We start from the raw sequence: 15,221 nt of genomic DNA, 5'->3' as shown, positions 1-15,221 counted from the left end.
CCTCCATCGTTGTCGCTCAGCGTCGCGGAAGCCCGAGGACACGCTCCGCGATGACATTGCGTTGAATCTCCGAGGTACCGCCGGCGATGGTGTAGCCGAAGCTGCGCGCATACCGCTCGAACCAACTGGTGTAGAGCATTTCGAGATCCATGTGGTTGTAAGGTGCGGTCAGTGCCGGGTGGACGAGGCCATCGCTGCCGGCGGCCGCGAGCGCGTGCTCGGTGGCGTTCTGCACAGCCTCCGAACCCATCAGCTTGAGTACAGAGAGGGCCGGGACATCCTGTTCGCCACGCGCCGCGCGGCCCAGTGCCTGAGAACCGAGCAATCGGAGCGCATGTGCATCCATGACCAGCGTCGCGTACCGATCACGATCGAGGGCCGTCGCCGGCCGAAAGTCCCGGAGAAGGTCCTCTTGTCGTTCGGCGAAACTGAGCCACAGCAGGGTTCGTTCATGTCCCAACGATCCGTTGGCTACAAACCAGCCCCCGTTCAGTTCGCCGATCAGGTTCTCGGCCGGCACCCGCACGTCCTCGAAGAAGACCTCGTTGAAGTCCAGATCCGTCCGCGAGGAGATCGCACCAAACGGCCTGCGCGTGACACCGGGGAGATCCGTGGGAATCATGATCGCGCTGATCCCCTTGTGCTTCGGGGCGTCTGGATCGGTACGGACGAAGGTCAGGAGCACGTCGGCGTCATGCGCCCCGGAGGTCCAGACCTTTTGTCCGTTCACGACGAACTCGTCGCCCTCGAGGCGCGCCTTGGTGCGCAACGAGGCCAGATCCGATCCGGCCCCTGGCTCGCTCATGCCGAGTGAAGCGGTGATCTCGGCGCGCAGAATTCGTACCGCCCACTTGCTCTTCTGCTCGGGAGTGCCGAAAGTCAGGAGCGATGCCGCGATGATCCCCAGGCCCTGCGGGTTGTAGCTGTGGTAGATCCGTCGTCGCGACAATTCGTCGAGGTGCACGTACTGCTGCAGAATCCCGGCGTTCCGACCGCCGAACTCCGGCGGGTTGCCCGGCTGGAGCCATCCGTTGTCGAACTGCACCCGCTGCCACTCGCGCGCCCAATCGGGTATGTCCGCACTGGATTTCGTCCGTTGAGCGGCGTCGGCCTCGCTGGGGAGGTGCTCGTCGAGAAATGCGATGAACTCCGCCCGGAACTCCTCGACGTCGCTGTCAAACTTGAGTTGCACGATACTCCTCGGTGATGAGCGCCCGGTGTTCGTCGGAACCGCCGAGCATCAGTTCTCCTGCCTTGGCGCGCTTGAGCGGAAACTGTAGGTCGTTCTCCCACGTGTAGCCCATCGCACCGAACAGCTGATAGCCGTTGCGGAACACCTTGGACTGGCATTCGCCGGCCGACGCCTTGGCCATGGAGGCTGCCAGGCGCATGTCGGCGCTGCCGGTCGCGATGGTGAGTGCGCTGTAATACGCCAGCGCCCGAGCGCGTTCGACCGCGACGTGCATGTCCGCGGCCTTGTGCTTCACCGCCTGGAAGCTCCCGATCGCGACGCCGAACTGTTCACGATTGCGGACGTGTTCGAGGGCGAGGTCGAGAATCTTCTGACACGCCCCGACCATCGTGATGGACAGACCCATCAACGCCGTCGCCTGCGCGCGTGCGAGATCGGGAGCGGGATTGCGTCGTGCATCATCGACGCGCACCGACGGAAAGGTGACGTCGGCGACGTGGAGTAGCGGATCGAAGCAGGGCACGCGCGTCACGATGACATCGTCGGCGGGCACCACGAAGACGCCGGCCGCGGTCACCACTGCGAAGTCCTCGGCGCGATCCCCGTCGAGGACAGCACAGCAGGTACCGGACAGCAGCCATCCGTCTTCGCCCAGATGCGCCGAAACCCCCTCGCGCACAGCGGCCCCCGGCCTGCCTGGTTGCGCCAGGGCGCCGGCCAGTGGCGCGAACTGCGTTGCCGTGGCCAGAAACGGCGTGGGGTCGGTTGCCGCGCCCATCGCCTCCAGCGCGATGGCCAGCTCGACCGCCTCGGCGGGTTCGACCAGATCCGTGAAGCCTTGGTCGACGTACATCGTCCACAACGGCGTCGGATCGACATCGTCATCGACGACCTGGCGTATCCAGACCGGTGAGCACTCCTTGGCGAGCAGTTCTCGCACGGTCTTTCCCCAGAGCCGTTGATCGGAATCGAACTCTACGAGCACGCGCTATCTCCTCTCGGCGTCGTGCCCACTCCACCGAGCGGAGATGGCCGCAAGACTAGTCGATACATACTAGGAGAATAGCGTTCTCCTGAAGCGAATGGAACACTTTCATTTTTCGGAACCCCCTTCGCCACAATCGCGGGTTCGCTCCGCTAAACTCGCCCTATGTATGTGCAACTCGGCGGAAAGTCGGCGCGGTGACCAGCGCCAACGAAGAGCCCGCATGGAAGCAGCGCGCCGTGGAACGGTCGATCAAGACCGCGAAACTGCGAGCTGAGCAACGTGTGCAACGCTTCCTCGACGCAGCCCAGGCGATCATCACCGAGAAGGGCACCACCGAGTTCACGGTTCAAGAGGTGGTCGAGCGGTCGAAGCAGTCGCTGCGCAGCTTCTACCTGCAGTTCGACGGAAAGCACGAGTTGCTCCTTGCACTGTTCGAGGACGCACTGAGCAAATCGGCCGACCAGATCCGGGCCGCCGCCGCCACCGAGACAGACCCCATCGAACGGCTCCGCGTTGCGGTGACCCTACTCTTCGAGCTGTCACGCCCGGACCCAAATGCCAAGCGCCCGTTGTTCAGCGACTTCGCGCCACAACTCCTGATCACCCACCCGACCGAGGTTCGAGTCGCACACGCCCCGCTCATCGCACTGCTCGCCGAATTCCTGGAGGAGGCGTCCGAGGCCGATGAGCTGCGGGAAGGACTCAACCCACGCCGGGTCGCGGCGATGGTGATGCAGACGGTCATGTTCATCGCACAGTCCAGCGTCGCCACCGACGATCCGGACAATCACCCGATCTCGGCCGACGAGGTCTGGGAGTTCTGCGCGCGGGGCTTCAGCCGGCAAGCATGATCCTTGGATGAGAATGGTATTCTCATCCAAGGAATTACCGATTACACTGCCGTCATGGCAACTGACTGGCGTGAGCTGATATCCATCCTCGAACTCCGCGATTGCACACCGATCGGTGTTGCGTCGGGCGATCGATCCGGCAGCCTCGACTCGCCGAACGCGATGTCCGCGGCCGAGACCACCAGTTGTTACCGCGGCGCCAATCTGTCCCTGCCGTATCGCCGGTTGTTCGGCGGTCAGCTTCTCGCACAGTTCGTGTCGGCGGCAGGACTCGCCAGCCCGGATAAGTCGATCCGATCGATCCACGCCAATTTCCTGCGAGAGGGACTCGTCGACGAGGACGTCCGCTACGAGGTCGACCATCGCCACCGAGGCCGGTCCTTCGACACCTTGCAGATCAGCGCTGTGCAGACCGATCGGCTCATCGGGCTGGCGACCGTCGCGATGCACCTTGCCGACGGGGGCCCGGACATCCAGACCATCGATCCACTCCCCGATCTACCGGACGACGACCACCAGAAGCGCATGGGACTCTTGCCCTGGGAGGTGCGCACAGTCGACGACCTCGATGATCCGTCGGCGGGCCCCCCACATCACGAGATGTGGATGCGCACACCGGCCGTCGATGATGATCAGGCCTATCCGTGCATTGCCGCCTATGCCACCGATCTCACCGTCATCGGCACCGCACTCCGTCCCGTCGACGGATTGAGCCAGGGCGGCAACGGTACCGCGTTTCATTCCGCAGTGACGTCGCACACCATGTGGTTTCATCGGCCGATCCGGACCGACGACTGGCTCCTGATCCGCCAGGACAGCCCCATCATCGCCGGCGGTCGCTGTTATGGCCGGGGCGACATGATCACCCGAAGTGGTTCGCTGGTGGCTTCTTTCGCGCAAGAAGCGGTCGTTCGGATGCCCTCATGACGTCGACCGCCGTCTCGTCGGCCACCTCCGCGACCGTTCCCACACCGACCTATCGGTGCGTGCAGTGGGCGACCGGCAACATCGGCGCACGGTCATTGCGCGGCATCATCGACCACCCGAACCTGCAGCTCGCCGGAGTGTATGTCACGTCCGAGGCGAAGGTCGGAGTCGATGCCGGCGAGCTCTGCGGGTCGGCCCCGACCGGCGTATCGGCGACCAACAGCATCGACGAGGTCATCGCGTCGGCGCCGGATTGCGTGCTGTACATGGCAGCGGCGCTTGACGTCGACGCCGTGACACGACTGCTCGAGTCCGGCATCAACGTGGTCACCACCCGCGGCGAATTCCACCGCCCGGCAAGCATGGATGCCGAGGTCCGCGAGCGCGTCGAGCGCGCGTGCGCGACCGGCGGCGCGTCGATTCACTCCACCGGCAGCAGCCCGGGCTTCATCACCGAGGCGGTTCCCTTGGTGCTCTCGTCGATCCAGCGCCGGATCGATCAGATCACCATCGACGAGTTCGCCGACCTCTCGCGGCGTGATTCCCCCGATCTCCTGTTCGACATCATGGGATTCGGTGGTGCGCAACGCGAGTTCGAGGACTTCCGGCTGCAGTATCTTCGCGGCAGCTTCGGCCCGTCGTTGGAACTTCTGGCCGAATCCATGGGCCTGCAACTCGATTCGATCGAGGTGAGCGGAGAGGTCGGCGTGACGACGCGTGAGGTCTCGATCGCCGCCGGTACGCTGCCTGCGGGAACAGTGGGAGCGCAACGTATCACGGTGTCCGGCATGCGGGATGGACGTATCGTCCTGCGATTCCGCGCCAACTGGTATTGCACCGGCGACACAGAACCCCGGTGGGATCTGCTCTCGACGGGCTGGCGGGTTGTCGTCGACGGTGACGCCCCACTGTCGGTAGACATCAACATGCCGATCGACCTCGAGCAGATGGCGGAAACCACGCCCGGCTACACCGCGAACCGTGCGGTCAACGCTGTGCGCCATGTCTGCGCGGCCGCCCCTGGCATCCGCACGTCGGTCGATCTCCCGCAGTTCATCCCCGACCTCTCCTGACGCCGACAGAATCCGACTCCCGCCGCCACTCAACCGCTCGCTGGTCGAGTAGCCGTCGAGCCGCCAGGCGAGACACCCCCCGCTGGTCGAGTAGCCGTCGAGCCGCCAGGCGAGACAGCGTATCGAGACCACGCGAGACACAAGCGACCGCAGGCGAGTCCGACAGATCTCGATACGCTCGCTCGCCCAGCGGCTCACGGGCTACTCGATCACCGAAATCACGCCGGCACCGAGGCTCCGACACACGGGCCGACCAGACGCCCGCACCCACCTACTAACCCCCCGCTGGTCGAGTAGCCGTCGAGCCGCCAGGCGAGACAGCGTATCGAGACCTCGCGAGACACAAGCGATCGCAATCGAGTCCGCCGGATCTCGATACGCTCGCTCGCCTAGCGGCTCACGGGCTACTCGATCACCGAAATCACGCCGGCACCGCTTCACCTTGGTCACGCATCGAGACCATCACGACCCCCACAGGCGTCACTACACCCCTACCCCCCCCGCTGGTCGAGTAGCCGTCGAGCCCCCCAGGGCGAGACAGCGTATCGAGACCTCGTAAGACACAAGCGATCGCAATCGAGTCCGCCGGATCTCGATACGCTCGCTCGCCCAGCGGCTCACGGGCTACTCGATCACCGAAATCACGCCGGCACCGAGGCTTCGATACACGGGCCGACCAGACGCACCCACGCGCCTACTCAACCCGCCGAACTGCCGGGTTGATCAGCGTCTCGACCGCGGCGTAGATGTCACCGCGGCCGGCGATCACATCGTCGACGGCATCAGCGAGACCCGGATGGGTCCGCAGTTGTGTCATCGCCAATGACAGGATCTGGGCGCGCAGCCGAGCGGCCCGACGGTCCGGATCGTCCTCGCGACGATGATTCTCGATCGTCTCGATGAGCTCGTCGACACCCTCGCCGCGCGTGGCGACGAGTGTCATCACCGGGACCGACGACTCCATGCGCAGGTCACGGACCGTCTGCTGAGCACCCTCACGGTCGGCCTTGTTCACGACGAGGATGTCGGCGACCTCCAGCAGGCCGGCCTTCGCAGCCTGAACCGCGTCGCCCGCACCGGGATTGAGGATGACGACGGCCGGGTCGGCGACCGCCGACACCTCGACCTCCGACTGGCCCACACCGACCGTCTCCACGAACACGACGTCGTAACCCAGACCCTCGAGCAGGCGGATCGCCGCCGGCACCGCCGACGACAGACCGCCGAGGTGGCCCCGCGTCGCCATCGACCGGATCAGTACATCCATGTCGTCGATGTGCTGGGTCATCCGAATCCGGTCACCGAGCAGGGCGCCGCCACTGTACGGCGACGTCGGATCGACAGCCAGAACCGCCACCCGTCGACCTCGGGACCGATAGGCGGCGACCAGGGCAGTGATGGTCGTCGACTTTCCCGCCCCCGGTGGGCCGGTGATACCGATGACCGAGATGGAGCCCGTGGGGGGTCCGATGGCGTCGAGTACGGCGGACCTGCCGTCCCCCTCCACCTGGGTCAGCAGTCGGCCGGCCGCACGCGCGGAACCACCGCGTGCGGCCGCGAGGAGGTCGGCAACAGTGCTCGGCAGCACCGAACGAAGGTCAGGCATGGACCTCGATGACGACGGCCGAACCGATCCCGCCACCGGCACACATCGACGCGACACCGATTCCCCCACCTCGCCTGCGCAATTCGTACACCAGGGTGGTGAGCATGCGGGCTCCGCTCGCCGCGACGGGATGTCCGAGCGAACATCCGCTGCCGCTGACGTTGACGCGGTCGGGGTCGATGTCGAGCAGCTTCACGCAGGCGACGCAGTTGGCGGCGAATGCCTCGTTGATCTCGAACAGGTCGACGTCGGGCAGGGTAAGCCCTGCTCGTTCGAGCGCTTTCGGGATGGCCTTCACCGGGGAGAGCCCGGTCTGCGCAGGCTCGACGCCGACCGAGGACCATGACCGGACCGTGGCCAGCGCAGGCAAGCCGAGTTCGTCACTCGCGACGGCCAGGACGGCGGCCGCATCATTTGCGCCGCTGGCGTTGCCCGCGGTGATCGAGAAGCCCTCGATCTCCGGGTGCAGCGGCTTGAGCGACGCCAACTTCTCCATGCTGGTCTCGCGGCGCGGATGCTCGTCCACCGAGAACAGCCCGTGCACGGTCTTGATGGGGACGACTTCGTCGTCGAACCGGCCGGCGTCGATCGCGGCGATCGCGTTGCGATGAGACCGCAGCGCCCACTCGTCCATCTCCGTCCGGGAGATACCCGCTGCGACAGCAGAGTTCCAGCCGACAGTAATGGACATGTCCTTGTTCGGAGCGTCCGGCTGATTGGGGTGTGTCGGCGACATCCACGGCTCGATCCACTCCTCTCCCACCCGGAACTTCGCCTTCGGCGAGGTGGATGCCGAGTTCACGCCTCCGGCGAGGATGAGCTTGTCCATCCCCGAACGGATGCTGCCTGCGGCCGTCTGGACGGCGGCCAGCCCGGCCGCGCAGTGCCGGTTGACCGCGAGCCCCGGCACGTCGACAAGACCCGCGGTGATCGCCGCGTGGCGTGCGATGACGCCACCGCCGTACAACCCTTCTCCCAGGATCACGTCGTCGATCGGCGCGGAACCGAGATCCTCGACCACTGCGGCCACGGTGTGCTCCGCCAGGTCGAAGGCATCCGTGTCGCGCAGCGTTCCCTTGAATGCGGTTCCGATCGGGGTCCGGCGTGCGGCTACGATGACGGCGTCAGGCATTGTTGTTCTCCAGTTCGGGTCGTGGTTCAGACACTTCGGTGATCAGATTGCGGCGCAACAGTTTGCCCGTTTCGGTCCGCGGCAACTCCGGGGTGAAGATGATCGAGTCGGGAGTCTTGGAGGACCGCAACCGATCGCGGACCCACGATCGGATCTCTTCCGGATCGCCGTTCCCGACGACGACCGCGACCACCCGCTGGCCCCAATCCGGGTCCGGAACGCCGACCACCGCCGCCTCATCGATCGTCGGGTGCGCCACCAGCACATCCTCGATCTCCGCGGGCGCGATGTTCTCGCCACCGCGGATGATGGTGTCGTCGGCGCGGCCCTCGATGTAGAGGTAACCGTCGTCGTCGAGCCGTCCCAGATCTCGGGTCGGGAACCATCCCTCGGCGTCGAGGACACTACGACTGCCGTACTCACCCGAGATCTGCTCACCGCGCACGAACACCAACCCCTCCTGACCCGCCGACAGCACAGCGCCCTCGTCGTCGCGGATCTCGATGTCGATGCCGGGCAGCGGACGTCCCACCGAACCCAGTCGCGCGCGCACGTGCGGATGGACGGATTCGATGGCGGTGCGATGATCTTCCGGGCCCAGAACCGCGATCGATGAGGCGGTCTCGGTCAACCCGTAGGCGTTGACGAATCCCGTGTCGGGCAACACCTTCAGTGCGCGTTCGATCACCGGACGCGGGGTACGTGCACCGCCGTAGGCCAGGCTGGCGAGGGTCGGGAGAGATCCGCCGTCCGCGCCGAGGACGTCGACGACCCGCGCGAGCATCGTGGGCACCAACATCGCGTGGGTCACCGACTCCGACCGCACCGTGCCGATCCATTGCCGCGCATCGAAACCACTCGCGTAGACCACCCGTCGTCCGGTGAAGAGATTGGACATCAGGTTGGTCAATCCGGCGATGTGATAGGGCGGTACTGCGACCAGTGCGGCGTCGTCGATGCCCGCCGAGTTGAACTCCAGCGTGTTGAGCACATAGGCGAGCAGGTGCCGATGACGGAGGATCGCGGCCTTGGGTTCCGACGTGGTGCCGCTGGTGTAGATGATCACCGCAATCGCATCCGGGTCGGTCAGATCGGCGTCGAGGTCCTCGTCGGCCGGGTCCGGTGTGTCGTCGAGAGCACAGATCCAGCGATCGAGATCCTCTGATCGCAGGATGTGGGCGTCGGGATGCTTCGCCTCGAGCGCCGACAACGCCGTGTCGCTCAGCCGATAGTTCAACGGCACGAACGGTATACCGGCGAGCGCCGCACCGAACAAGGCCACCGGGTAGGCGAGGTGGTTGACCCCCTCGTAGACCACCGCCGACCGCCCGCGCACCGAGTGCGCAGCACGCCGCGCGCGGGCCGTCAGTTCGGCGGCCGTGACCGACCGTCGACCGGAGGTGATGACCAATCGGTCGTCCACGCTTGACGTCATATCGAGAATCATGGTGATGTTCATGAGAACATTATTCTCTCAGAGAGAGAGCGCTAGTCGCAAGAAGGGAAACGTAGATGGATATCGCAGGTAGTTCCGCAGTGGTCGTCGGCGGCGCCGGCGGGCTGGGTGAGGCCACGGTCCGCAAGCTGCACGCCGCAGGCGCACGGGTGGTGGTGGCCGATCTCGCCGACGAGAAGGGCAAGGAGCTCGAGGCCGAGCTCGGGGTGCGCTATGTGCGCACCGACGCGACGCAGACCGACGACGTCAACGCGGCCATCGCCGAGGCGGAAGAGATGGCACCGTTCCGGATCTCGGTGGACACGCACGGCGGCCCCGCCTCGGGCGGACGGCTCGTCGGCAAGGATGGCAGCCCCCTGGATCTCGACGGCTTTCGCACCACGATCGACGTGTATCTCACCGGCGTCTTCAACGTCATGCGGCTGACCGCCGCCGCCATGGCACGGCAAGAGGCCACCGATTCGGGCCGTGGTGTCATCGTCAACACCGCGTCGATCGCGGCCTATGAAGGGCAGATCGGGCAGCTGCCCTACTCGGCCGCGAAGGGCGGCGTCGTCGGCATGACCCTGGTTGCAGCGCGCGACCTGTCCCCGCTCGGCATCCGGGTCGTGACCATCGCACCCGGTACCTTCAACACCCCTGCCTACGGCAAGCATGCCGATGCGTTGGAAGAGCACTGGGGCAAGCAGGTGCCCTGGCCGAAGCGGATGGGCCAGTCCCCCGAGTACGCCGCGCTGGTGGAGCACATCTGCACCAACGACTACCTCAACGGCGAGATCATCCGTCTTGACGGCGCGCTGAGGTTCCCGCCGAAGTGACCGGATCGCTTCACGGACAGGTCGCCCTGGTCGCGGGGGCGAGCCGCGGGATCGGTGCGGCGATCGCCGGGGCCCTGGCCGACGCCGGGGCCGCGGTGGCCGTGGCCGCCCGGACCGAGACGGAGTCACGACTGCCCGGCACCATTCACAGTGTCGCCGAGCAGATCACCGCCGGCGGCGGTATCGCGTTGCCCGTGGCGTGCGACGTCACCGACGAGGATTCCGTCGCATCCATGGCGGACACGGTGGTCCGCGAGCTCGGCGGCATCGACATCGTGGTCGCCAACGCGGGCGTACTGTGGCTCGGCCCGGTGGAGACGACGCCGCTCAAACGGTGGCAGCTGTGCCTCGACGTCAACCTCACGGGCACATTCCTGGTGACGAAAGCGGCGATACCGCATCTGCGTTCCCGTGGCGGCGGTTCACTGATCGCCATCACAACCAGCGGTGTCGGGATGATCGATCGCGGCGCCAACGCCTACTGGGTCTCCAAAGCGGGCGTCGAGCGGCTCTACCTCGGCCTTGCGGCAGATCTGCGGTCCGACAACATCGCCGTCAACTGCCTCAGCCCGTCACGGGTGGTCCTGACCGAGGGCTGGCAGGCTGCGGGCGGAGGGCGGGAGATCCCGCCGGAGATGGTCGAGCCGCCCGAAACGATGGGCCGGGCCGCGGTCCGACTGGCCGTGGAGCGCGCCGATGGGGTGAGCGGCACGATCCAGCGGTCGGAAGAGATAGTGGCCCAGTCGGTCTGACGATCTGCCCGGCTGCAGTTCGCCACCCCGGTGGCCACCGAGTGTCCAGCGGGATCACCGGAGCCGGTCGCGGAGTGGATTATCCACTCGACACCGCGCTGCGGTGATCTGTACAGCACCAGACCCGGGCCGCGCGGTCGCCAAGCCACATCATGCGTGAGTGCCGTGGGTCCGCTCGGCGGGCCCACGGCACTCACATGTCCAAACGAGCCCAGTTCAGCTCTTCGGCGCCGTCAGACGGTCGATCGTCGCGCGGAAGTCATCGGTCTGGAAGGACAGGTCCTCGGCCATGTTCGCATAGTCCAGGCTGGCCAGCACCGCCCGCTCGAGATGGATGTTGACCATCCGTTTCGTGGACTCGACGGCCTGCTGCGGTAGTTCCATCATCTTCTTCGCACACGCGGTCGCCTCGGTGAACGGGTCGTCGACGACGTGGTTGGCGAGGCCGAGTGACACCGCGCGGTCGGCGGTGATCCTGGTGCCCATCAGCGCGAACTCCTTGGCCTGCAACAAGCTGATCTGCAGCGGCCAGGTCAGCGGACCACCGTCGGCCGCGACGAGTCCCACTTGGACATGCGGATCCGCCAAGTAGGCAGACGGATTCATGTACACGACGTCGCTGAGCGCGACGAGGCTACAGCCCAGGCCGACCGCCGGCCCGTTGACCGCGGCGATCACGGGCACCCGACATCGCACCATCCCGAGGACGAGTTCCCGTCCGTGACGAATCGTCTTTGCGCGCAGCGCCGAATCGTCGCGGAGCTCCTTCAGATAGGAGAAGTCACCCCCGGCCGAGAACGCCTTGCCATGGCCGGTCAACACCGCGGCCCGGACCTCGGAGTCCTCACTGAGTTTCGTCCACAGCGACGCGAGACCCGAATGCAGGGCGTCGTTGACCGCATTGAGCGAACCGGGACGGTTCAGCGAGATGATCCGCAGCGGCCCCTCCGCGGTGACCTCGATCTCCTCGGGCATTCCGTACATGTCACACTCCCAATCCGAGCAGTCTGGACGCGATGATGTTCTTCTGGATCTGCGAGGTGCCGCCCATCACGCTCTGTGCGCGGCTGTACAGGTAGGAACCGAACAGTTCCGGATCGGTCGTCCCGCCGACGGACAGCGCGGCATGACCGACCGACTGATCCACCCAGGTCATCAGCAGTTTGTCGAGGGATCCCTCCGAGGTGTGCGCGACCCCGTCGAGTTGCTCGGACAGTCGTCGTCGCACGTGCAACCGCAGCATCTCCGTCTGCACGGCCGCCCAGGCGATCTCGTCGGAATACCCGGCCGATCGCTTGGCGAGTTGGCGCACCAGCTTTCCATACCGAGCGACGTACCCCAGAGTCGACGGCTCTCGCTCGTGGCCCACCACCGTCATCGCCAGCGCCCATCCTTCACCGGGCGCCCCGACCATCTGGTGAGCGGGAACCCGCGCACCGTCGAAGAGCACCTGGCCGAACTCGGTGGTGATGCCGCTGATCATCGTCAGCGGTCGTTGCTCGATCTCCGGCTGATCCATCGAGACGATGAACGCCGAGATACCCCGATGTCGCGGCGCTTCCGGATCAGTGCGGGCGAGCAGCAGGCACCAGTCGGCGACGTCGGAGTAGCTCGTCCAGATCTTGTGTCCGTTGATCACGTAGTCGTCGCCGTCGCGGGTTGCGGTGGTCCGCAACGATGCCAGGTCCGATCCCGCTCCCGGCTCGGAGAAGCCCTGGCACCATCGTTCGGTGCCGTTGATCATGCCGGGCAGGAAACGTTGTTGCAGTTCCGCGCTCGCATGTCGGCCGAGACCATGCAAGAGGTAGCCCAGACTGGGCCGCGGAGGCGCCTCGGCGCGGGCGAGTTCCTCGTCGAGGATCACGTCGTAGACGGGCGGAAGATCCTGCCCACCGAACTCCGTGGGCCAGGAGAGCCCGAAGAATCCTCCTTGGTAGAGGGCCTGATGCCATTCCCCCTGCCGCGCCCAGTACTCGTCGCCCGATGTCGGGAAGTCACCGGCGTTCTCGGTCAGCCATCCGCGCAGTCGTTCGCGGAAAGCCGCTTCCTCGGGTGAGTCACGATAGTCCAATGTTGATCTCCTTCAGGCTGACCGGAAAGTTCTCCGTCGACACCAGCACCCGTCTGAGATACACGTGTGCCAGGCATTCCCAGGTGTTCCCGATTCCGCCGTGTACTTGAATTGCGTTCTCACACACAGTCCGCGCAGCGCGCGAAGTGTAGACCTTCGCCATTCTCGCGGCGTTCTCCGCCACGTCGGGGTCGAGTTCGTCGACCGCCCAAGAGGCGTGACGCACAATGCTGGCGGCGCCTTCGAGCAGCGCGAGGTTCTCGGCCAACAGGTGCCCGACCGCCTGATACGAGCCGATGGATTTGCCGTATTGTTCGCGGATCTTCGCATAGTCGACCGCCAGTGCCTGCGCGCCGCGCGCCGCACCGAGGATGTCGGCGGCGGTGGTCGCCAAGGCGAGCACGTGCCATCGTCGGGCATCCGCCTCGGACAACACACCCAGCGGTGAGTCATCGATCGATGCAACCGGTTTGGCCACACGAGTGAGATCCGGCGACGCGACCGCGGGTCCGGTGGATCCGGACAGCACCCGCACGCCGTCGACGGCTACCACGTGGTCGTAGCCGTCGGCGTCGATCGCTACATCGCCGACCGACAGCGTGCTCTCACGCTCGGAACCCTCGATGTGCCGCACCAGATCATCGGCCAGAACCGGGCCGAGGTACGGCACGTCCACGAGGCCCCGCCCGAATTCCTCCGCGACGATCGCAACCTCGACACCGGATGCGCCGTCCGACCGGAGGTTTCGCCAGCCGGTGCGATCTATGGCGGTACGCAACCGATCCCGTCGTGCAGCATCCTCGAGGTCGGCGACCGAACCCGGTCCCAAATCGTCGGCGAGTTTCGCCGATGCATCACGCAACTGCGACTGCTCACTTGTCAGCCGAACATCCATAGCTCTCCTTCAAGACTCTGCGCAACACCTTGCCCGACGGCAATCGGGGTATTGCGTCGACAAACGTGATCTCACGGGGTCGTTTGTAGGTGGCGAGCTCAGCGGCCACGGCCTCGATCAGCTCGGCTGCCGACACCGGCCGGGCCGAGGAGACCGCCGCGATGATCCGTTCACCGTCGGCGGCGTCGGGCACGCCGAACACCGCACAATCCTGCACGCCCGGGTGTCCGTGCAGAACGGCCTCGATCTCCGCGGGCGCCACCTGGAATCCGCGGGTCTTGATCATCTCCTTCGACCGGTCAGTGAGGACGATCCAGCCGTCGCTGTCAACGACGCCGACGTCACCGGTGCGATACCACCCGTCGACGAAAGCGTCCGCGTTTGCCTCCTCCGGCAGGTACCCGGACATCAACGACGGTGACCGGACCAGAATCTCTCCGGTCATCCCCTGCGGCGCAGGCAATCCCGTGTCCAGATCGATGACGCGGATCTCGACACCGGGCACCGCCTTGCCGACACTGTCGAGCCGGGCCCCGTCCAGGGGGTTACAGGCGATGACAGGCACCTCACTCGCACCGTATGCCGGTACCCAACCGACACCGGTTCGGCGGGTGACCGTTTCGGCCACACTCCGCGTCACCGGCGTCGCCCCCCACATGATGTAGCGCAGCGACGACAGGTCGGACGACTCGAGATCGGGTTTCGACGCAATGGCCAATGCGATCGGCGCGACCGCCATCTCGACGGTGATCCGATCTTCCTCGATTCGACGAAGCATCCGGTCGAGCTCGAAGCGGCGCTCCAGGCGAATCCAAGCGCCCGCTTCCAACGCCGTGACGATGTTCAGCAGACCGAGAATATGCGACGGTGGGGTGACCACCTGGATTCGGTCCGTGGGCCCCAGCTGCAATGCGGTGCGCCAATGCCCGACGGCCGCGGCGAGTGACCGATGTGAATGCCTGACCGCCTTGGGCATTCCGGTGGTACCTGAACTGAACACCAGAACGGCATCGGCCTCGGGGTCCGTCGACACGGAGGCCGGCCGTGGTTCCGCCACGGGTTCGATCGGGTCGTCCAGGCTCAGCATCGGCGTGAGCGCCGCCAACACCGGACTGTCACCGACCGTGACACGGGCCTGCGACACGGCCAGGGCATGGCGGACCTCGGCGGACTTCCATGCGGGGCTGATCAGTACGACCGCCGCGCCGAGCCGCCAGATCGCCAATACCGCGATGACGAACTCGGGACGGTTCGATGACATCACGGCAACCCGGACGCCCGGTCTGACACCGCGGATCACCAGCGACGCCGTGAGACCTTCGGCCAGCGCATCGATCTCGGACCGCGTGTACGCGCGATCCTCGAAGACGAGTATTGCCGGCTCGGTCACCTGTCACCTTTCGATCTGTTCGACGGCGGCCGGTAGCGAGACCACCCGCCCGGGCCTTGAGAAGTATGGT

General features: G+C 65.9%; 14 protein-coding genes. 5 read left to right on the top strand and 9 right to left on the bottom strand.

Going from position 1 to position 15,221, the window contains the following annotated elements; genetic code table 11:
• Positions 1–16: 16 nt before the first annotated feature.
• Positions 17–1,192, bottom strand: a complete 1,176-nt coding sequence (locus ACVT6V_RS09325; protein ID WP_489899525.1) for an acyl-CoA dehydrogenase family protein — start codon at positions 1,190–1,192, stop codon at positions 17–19.
• A complete protein-coding gene (locus ACVT6V_RS09320) occupies positions 1,176–2,177 on the bottom strand; it encodes an acyl-CoA dehydrogenase family protein (protein ID WP_489899524.1) in 1,002 nt (333 codons plus the stop codon). The genes ACVT6V_RS09325 and ACVT6V_RS09320 overlap by 17 nt, the downstream gene beginning before the upstream one ends.
• A 197-nt stretch (positions 2,178–2,374) precedes the next feature.
• On the opposite strand from ACVT6V_RS09320, the gene ACVT6V_RS09315 reads away from it, so the two are divergent.
• The 3 genes from ACVT6V_RS09315 to ACVT6V_RS09305 are packed head-to-tail and all read left to right on the top strand — an operon-like array spanning position 2,375 to position 5,031.
• Complete coding sequence (locus ACVT6V_RS09315) at positions 2,375–3,031, top strand: TetR/AcrR family transcriptional regulator (RefSeq protein WP_489899523.1); 657 nt, start codon at positions 2,375–2,377, stop codon at positions 3,029–3,031.
• 54 nt (positions 3,032–3,085) lie between these two features.
• On the top strand, positions 3,086–3,958 hold the full coding sequence (locus tag ACVT6V_RS09310; protein ID WP_489899522.1) for an acyl-CoA thioesterase: 873 nt from the start codon (positions 3,086–3,088) through the stop codon (positions 3,956–3,958).
• Positions 3,955–5,031, top strand: coding sequence for an NAD(P)H-dependent amine dehydrogenase family protein (locus ACVT6V_RS09305; protein ID WP_489899521.1), 1,077 nt, complete (start codon positions 3,955–3,957; stop codon positions 5,029–5,031). Before ACVT6V_RS09310 ends, ACVT6V_RS09305 begins: the two co-directional genes overlap by 4 nt.
• 694 nt (positions 5,032–5,725) lie before the next feature.
• On the opposite strand, the gene meaB is transcribed toward ACVT6V_RS09305, so the two are convergent.
• Genes meaB through ACVT6V_RS09290 form a run of 3 tightly spaced genes read right to left on the bottom strand, consistent with a single transcriptional unit; the run spans position 5,726 to position 9,228 of the window.
• Positions 5,726–6,637, bottom strand: coding sequence for a methylmalonyl Co-A mutase-associated GTPase MeaB (gene meaB, locus ACVT6V_RS09300; RefSeq protein ID WP_489899520.1), 912 nt, complete (start codon positions 6,635–6,637; stop codon positions 5,726–5,728).
• Entirely contained in the window at positions 6,630–7,769 is a 1,140-nt protein-coding gene (locus ACVT6V_RS09295; protein ID WP_489899519.1) for a thiolase family protein, read from the bottom strand. Before ACVT6V_RS09295 ends, meaB begins: the two co-directional genes overlap by 8 nt.
• A complete protein-coding gene (locus ACVT6V_RS09290; RefSeq protein WP_489899518.1) occupies positions 7,762–9,228 on the bottom strand; it encodes a class I adenylate-forming enzyme family protein in 1,467 nt (488 codons plus the stop codon). The genes ACVT6V_RS09295 and ACVT6V_RS09290 overlap by 8 nt, the downstream gene beginning before the upstream one ends.
• A 53-nt stretch (positions 9,229–9,281) precedes the next feature.
• Between ACVT6V_RS09290 and ACVT6V_RS09285 the strand changes: the two genes are divergently transcribed.
• Together ACVT6V_RS09285 and ACVT6V_RS09280 are read left to right on the top strand one after the other, a co-directional pair.
• Positions 9,282–10,043 carry an SDR family NAD(P)-dependent oxidoreductase gene (locus tag ACVT6V_RS09285; protein WP_489899517.1) on the top strand — a complete coding sequence of 254 codons (762 nt, stop codon included), beginning with the start codon at positions 9,282–9,284 and terminating at the stop codon, positions 10,041–10,043.
• Complete coding sequence (locus ACVT6V_RS09280) at positions 10,040–10,795, top strand: SDR family NAD(P)-dependent oxidoreductase (RefSeq protein WP_489899516.1); 756 nt, start codon at positions 10,040–10,042, stop codon at positions 10,793–10,795. The genes ACVT6V_RS09285 and ACVT6V_RS09280 overlap by 4 nt, the downstream gene beginning before the upstream one ends.
• A 216-nt stretch (positions 10,796–11,011) precedes the next feature.
• Here the strand turns inward: ACVT6V_RS09280 and ACVT6V_RS09275 are convergent, their stop codons facing one another.
• The 4 genes from ACVT6V_RS09275 to ACVT6V_RS09260 are packed head-to-tail and all read right to left on the bottom strand — an operon-like array spanning position 11,012 to position 15,151.
• Positions 11,012–11,779 carry an enoyl-CoA hydratase/isomerase family protein gene (locus ACVT6V_RS09275; RefSeq protein WP_489899515.1) on the bottom strand — a complete coding sequence of 256 codons (768 nt, stop codon included), beginning with the start codon at positions 11,777–11,779 and terminating at the stop codon, positions 11,012–11,014.
• 1 nt (position 11,780) lies between these two features.
• Positions 11,781–12,866, bottom strand: coding sequence for an acyl-CoA dehydrogenase family protein (locus ACVT6V_RS09270; protein WP_489899514.1), 1,086 nt, complete (start codon positions 12,864–12,866; stop codon positions 11,781–11,783).
• On the bottom strand, positions 12,853–13,761 hold the full coding sequence (locus ACVT6V_RS09265; RefSeq protein WP_489899513.1) for an acyl-CoA dehydrogenase family protein: 909 nt from the start codon (positions 13,759–13,761) through the stop codon (positions 12,853–12,855). Before ACVT6V_RS09265 ends, ACVT6V_RS09270 begins: the two co-directional genes overlap by 14 nt.
• Positions 13,739–15,151 carry a class I adenylate-forming enzyme family protein gene (locus tag ACVT6V_RS09260; RefSeq protein ID WP_489899512.1) on the bottom strand — a complete coding sequence of 471 codons (1,413 nt, stop codon included), beginning with the start codon at positions 15,149–15,151 and terminating at the stop codon, positions 13,739–13,741. Before ACVT6V_RS09260 ends, ACVT6V_RS09265 begins: the two co-directional genes overlap by 23 nt.
• Positions 15,152–15,221 lie beyond the last annotated feature (70 nt).

Source organism: Gordonia sp. LMA167 (assembly GCF_058130025.1).
The sequence above is the reverse complement of the archived record's forward strand: the minus strand, read 5'-3'. Positions and strand labels throughout refer to the sequence as shown.

What these genes read in the sequence shown, in the direction of transcription:
- ACVT6V_RS09290 (WP_489899518.1), bottom strand. Translation starts at nt 9,228, where the DNA reads ATGAACATCACCATGATTCTCGATATGACGTCAAGCGTGGACGACCGA.
- ACVT6V_RS09305 (WP_489899521.1), top strand. Translation starts at nt 3,955, where the DNA reads ATGACGTCGACCGCCGTCTCGTCGGCCACCTCCGCGACCGTTCCCACA.
- ACVT6V_RS09285 (WP_489899517.1), top strand. Translation starts at nt 9,282, where the DNA reads ATGGATATCGCAGGTAGTTCCGCAGTGGTCGTCGGCGGCGCCGGCGGG.
- ACVT6V_RS09265 (WP_489899513.1), bottom strand. Translation starts at nt 13,761, where the DNA reads ATGGATGTTCGGCTGACAAGTGAGCAGTCGCAGTTGCGTGATGCATCG.
- meaB (WP_489899520.1), bottom strand. Translation starts at nt 6,637, where the DNA reads ATGCCTGACCTTCGTTCGGTGCTGCCGAGCACTGTTGCCGACCTCCTC.
- ACVT6V_RS09295 (WP_489899519.1), bottom strand. Translation starts at nt 7,769, where the DNA reads ATGCCTGACGCCGTCATCGTAGCCGCACGCCGGACCCCGATCGGAACC.
- ACVT6V_RS09310 (WP_489899522.1), top strand. Translation starts at nt 3,086, where the DNA reads ATGGCAACTGACTGGCGTGAGCTGATATCCATCCTCGAACTCCGCGAT.
- ACVT6V_RS09275 (WP_489899515.1), bottom strand. Translation starts at nt 11,779, where the DNA reads ATGTACGGAATGCCCGAGGAGATCGAGGTCACCGCGGAGGGGCCGCTG.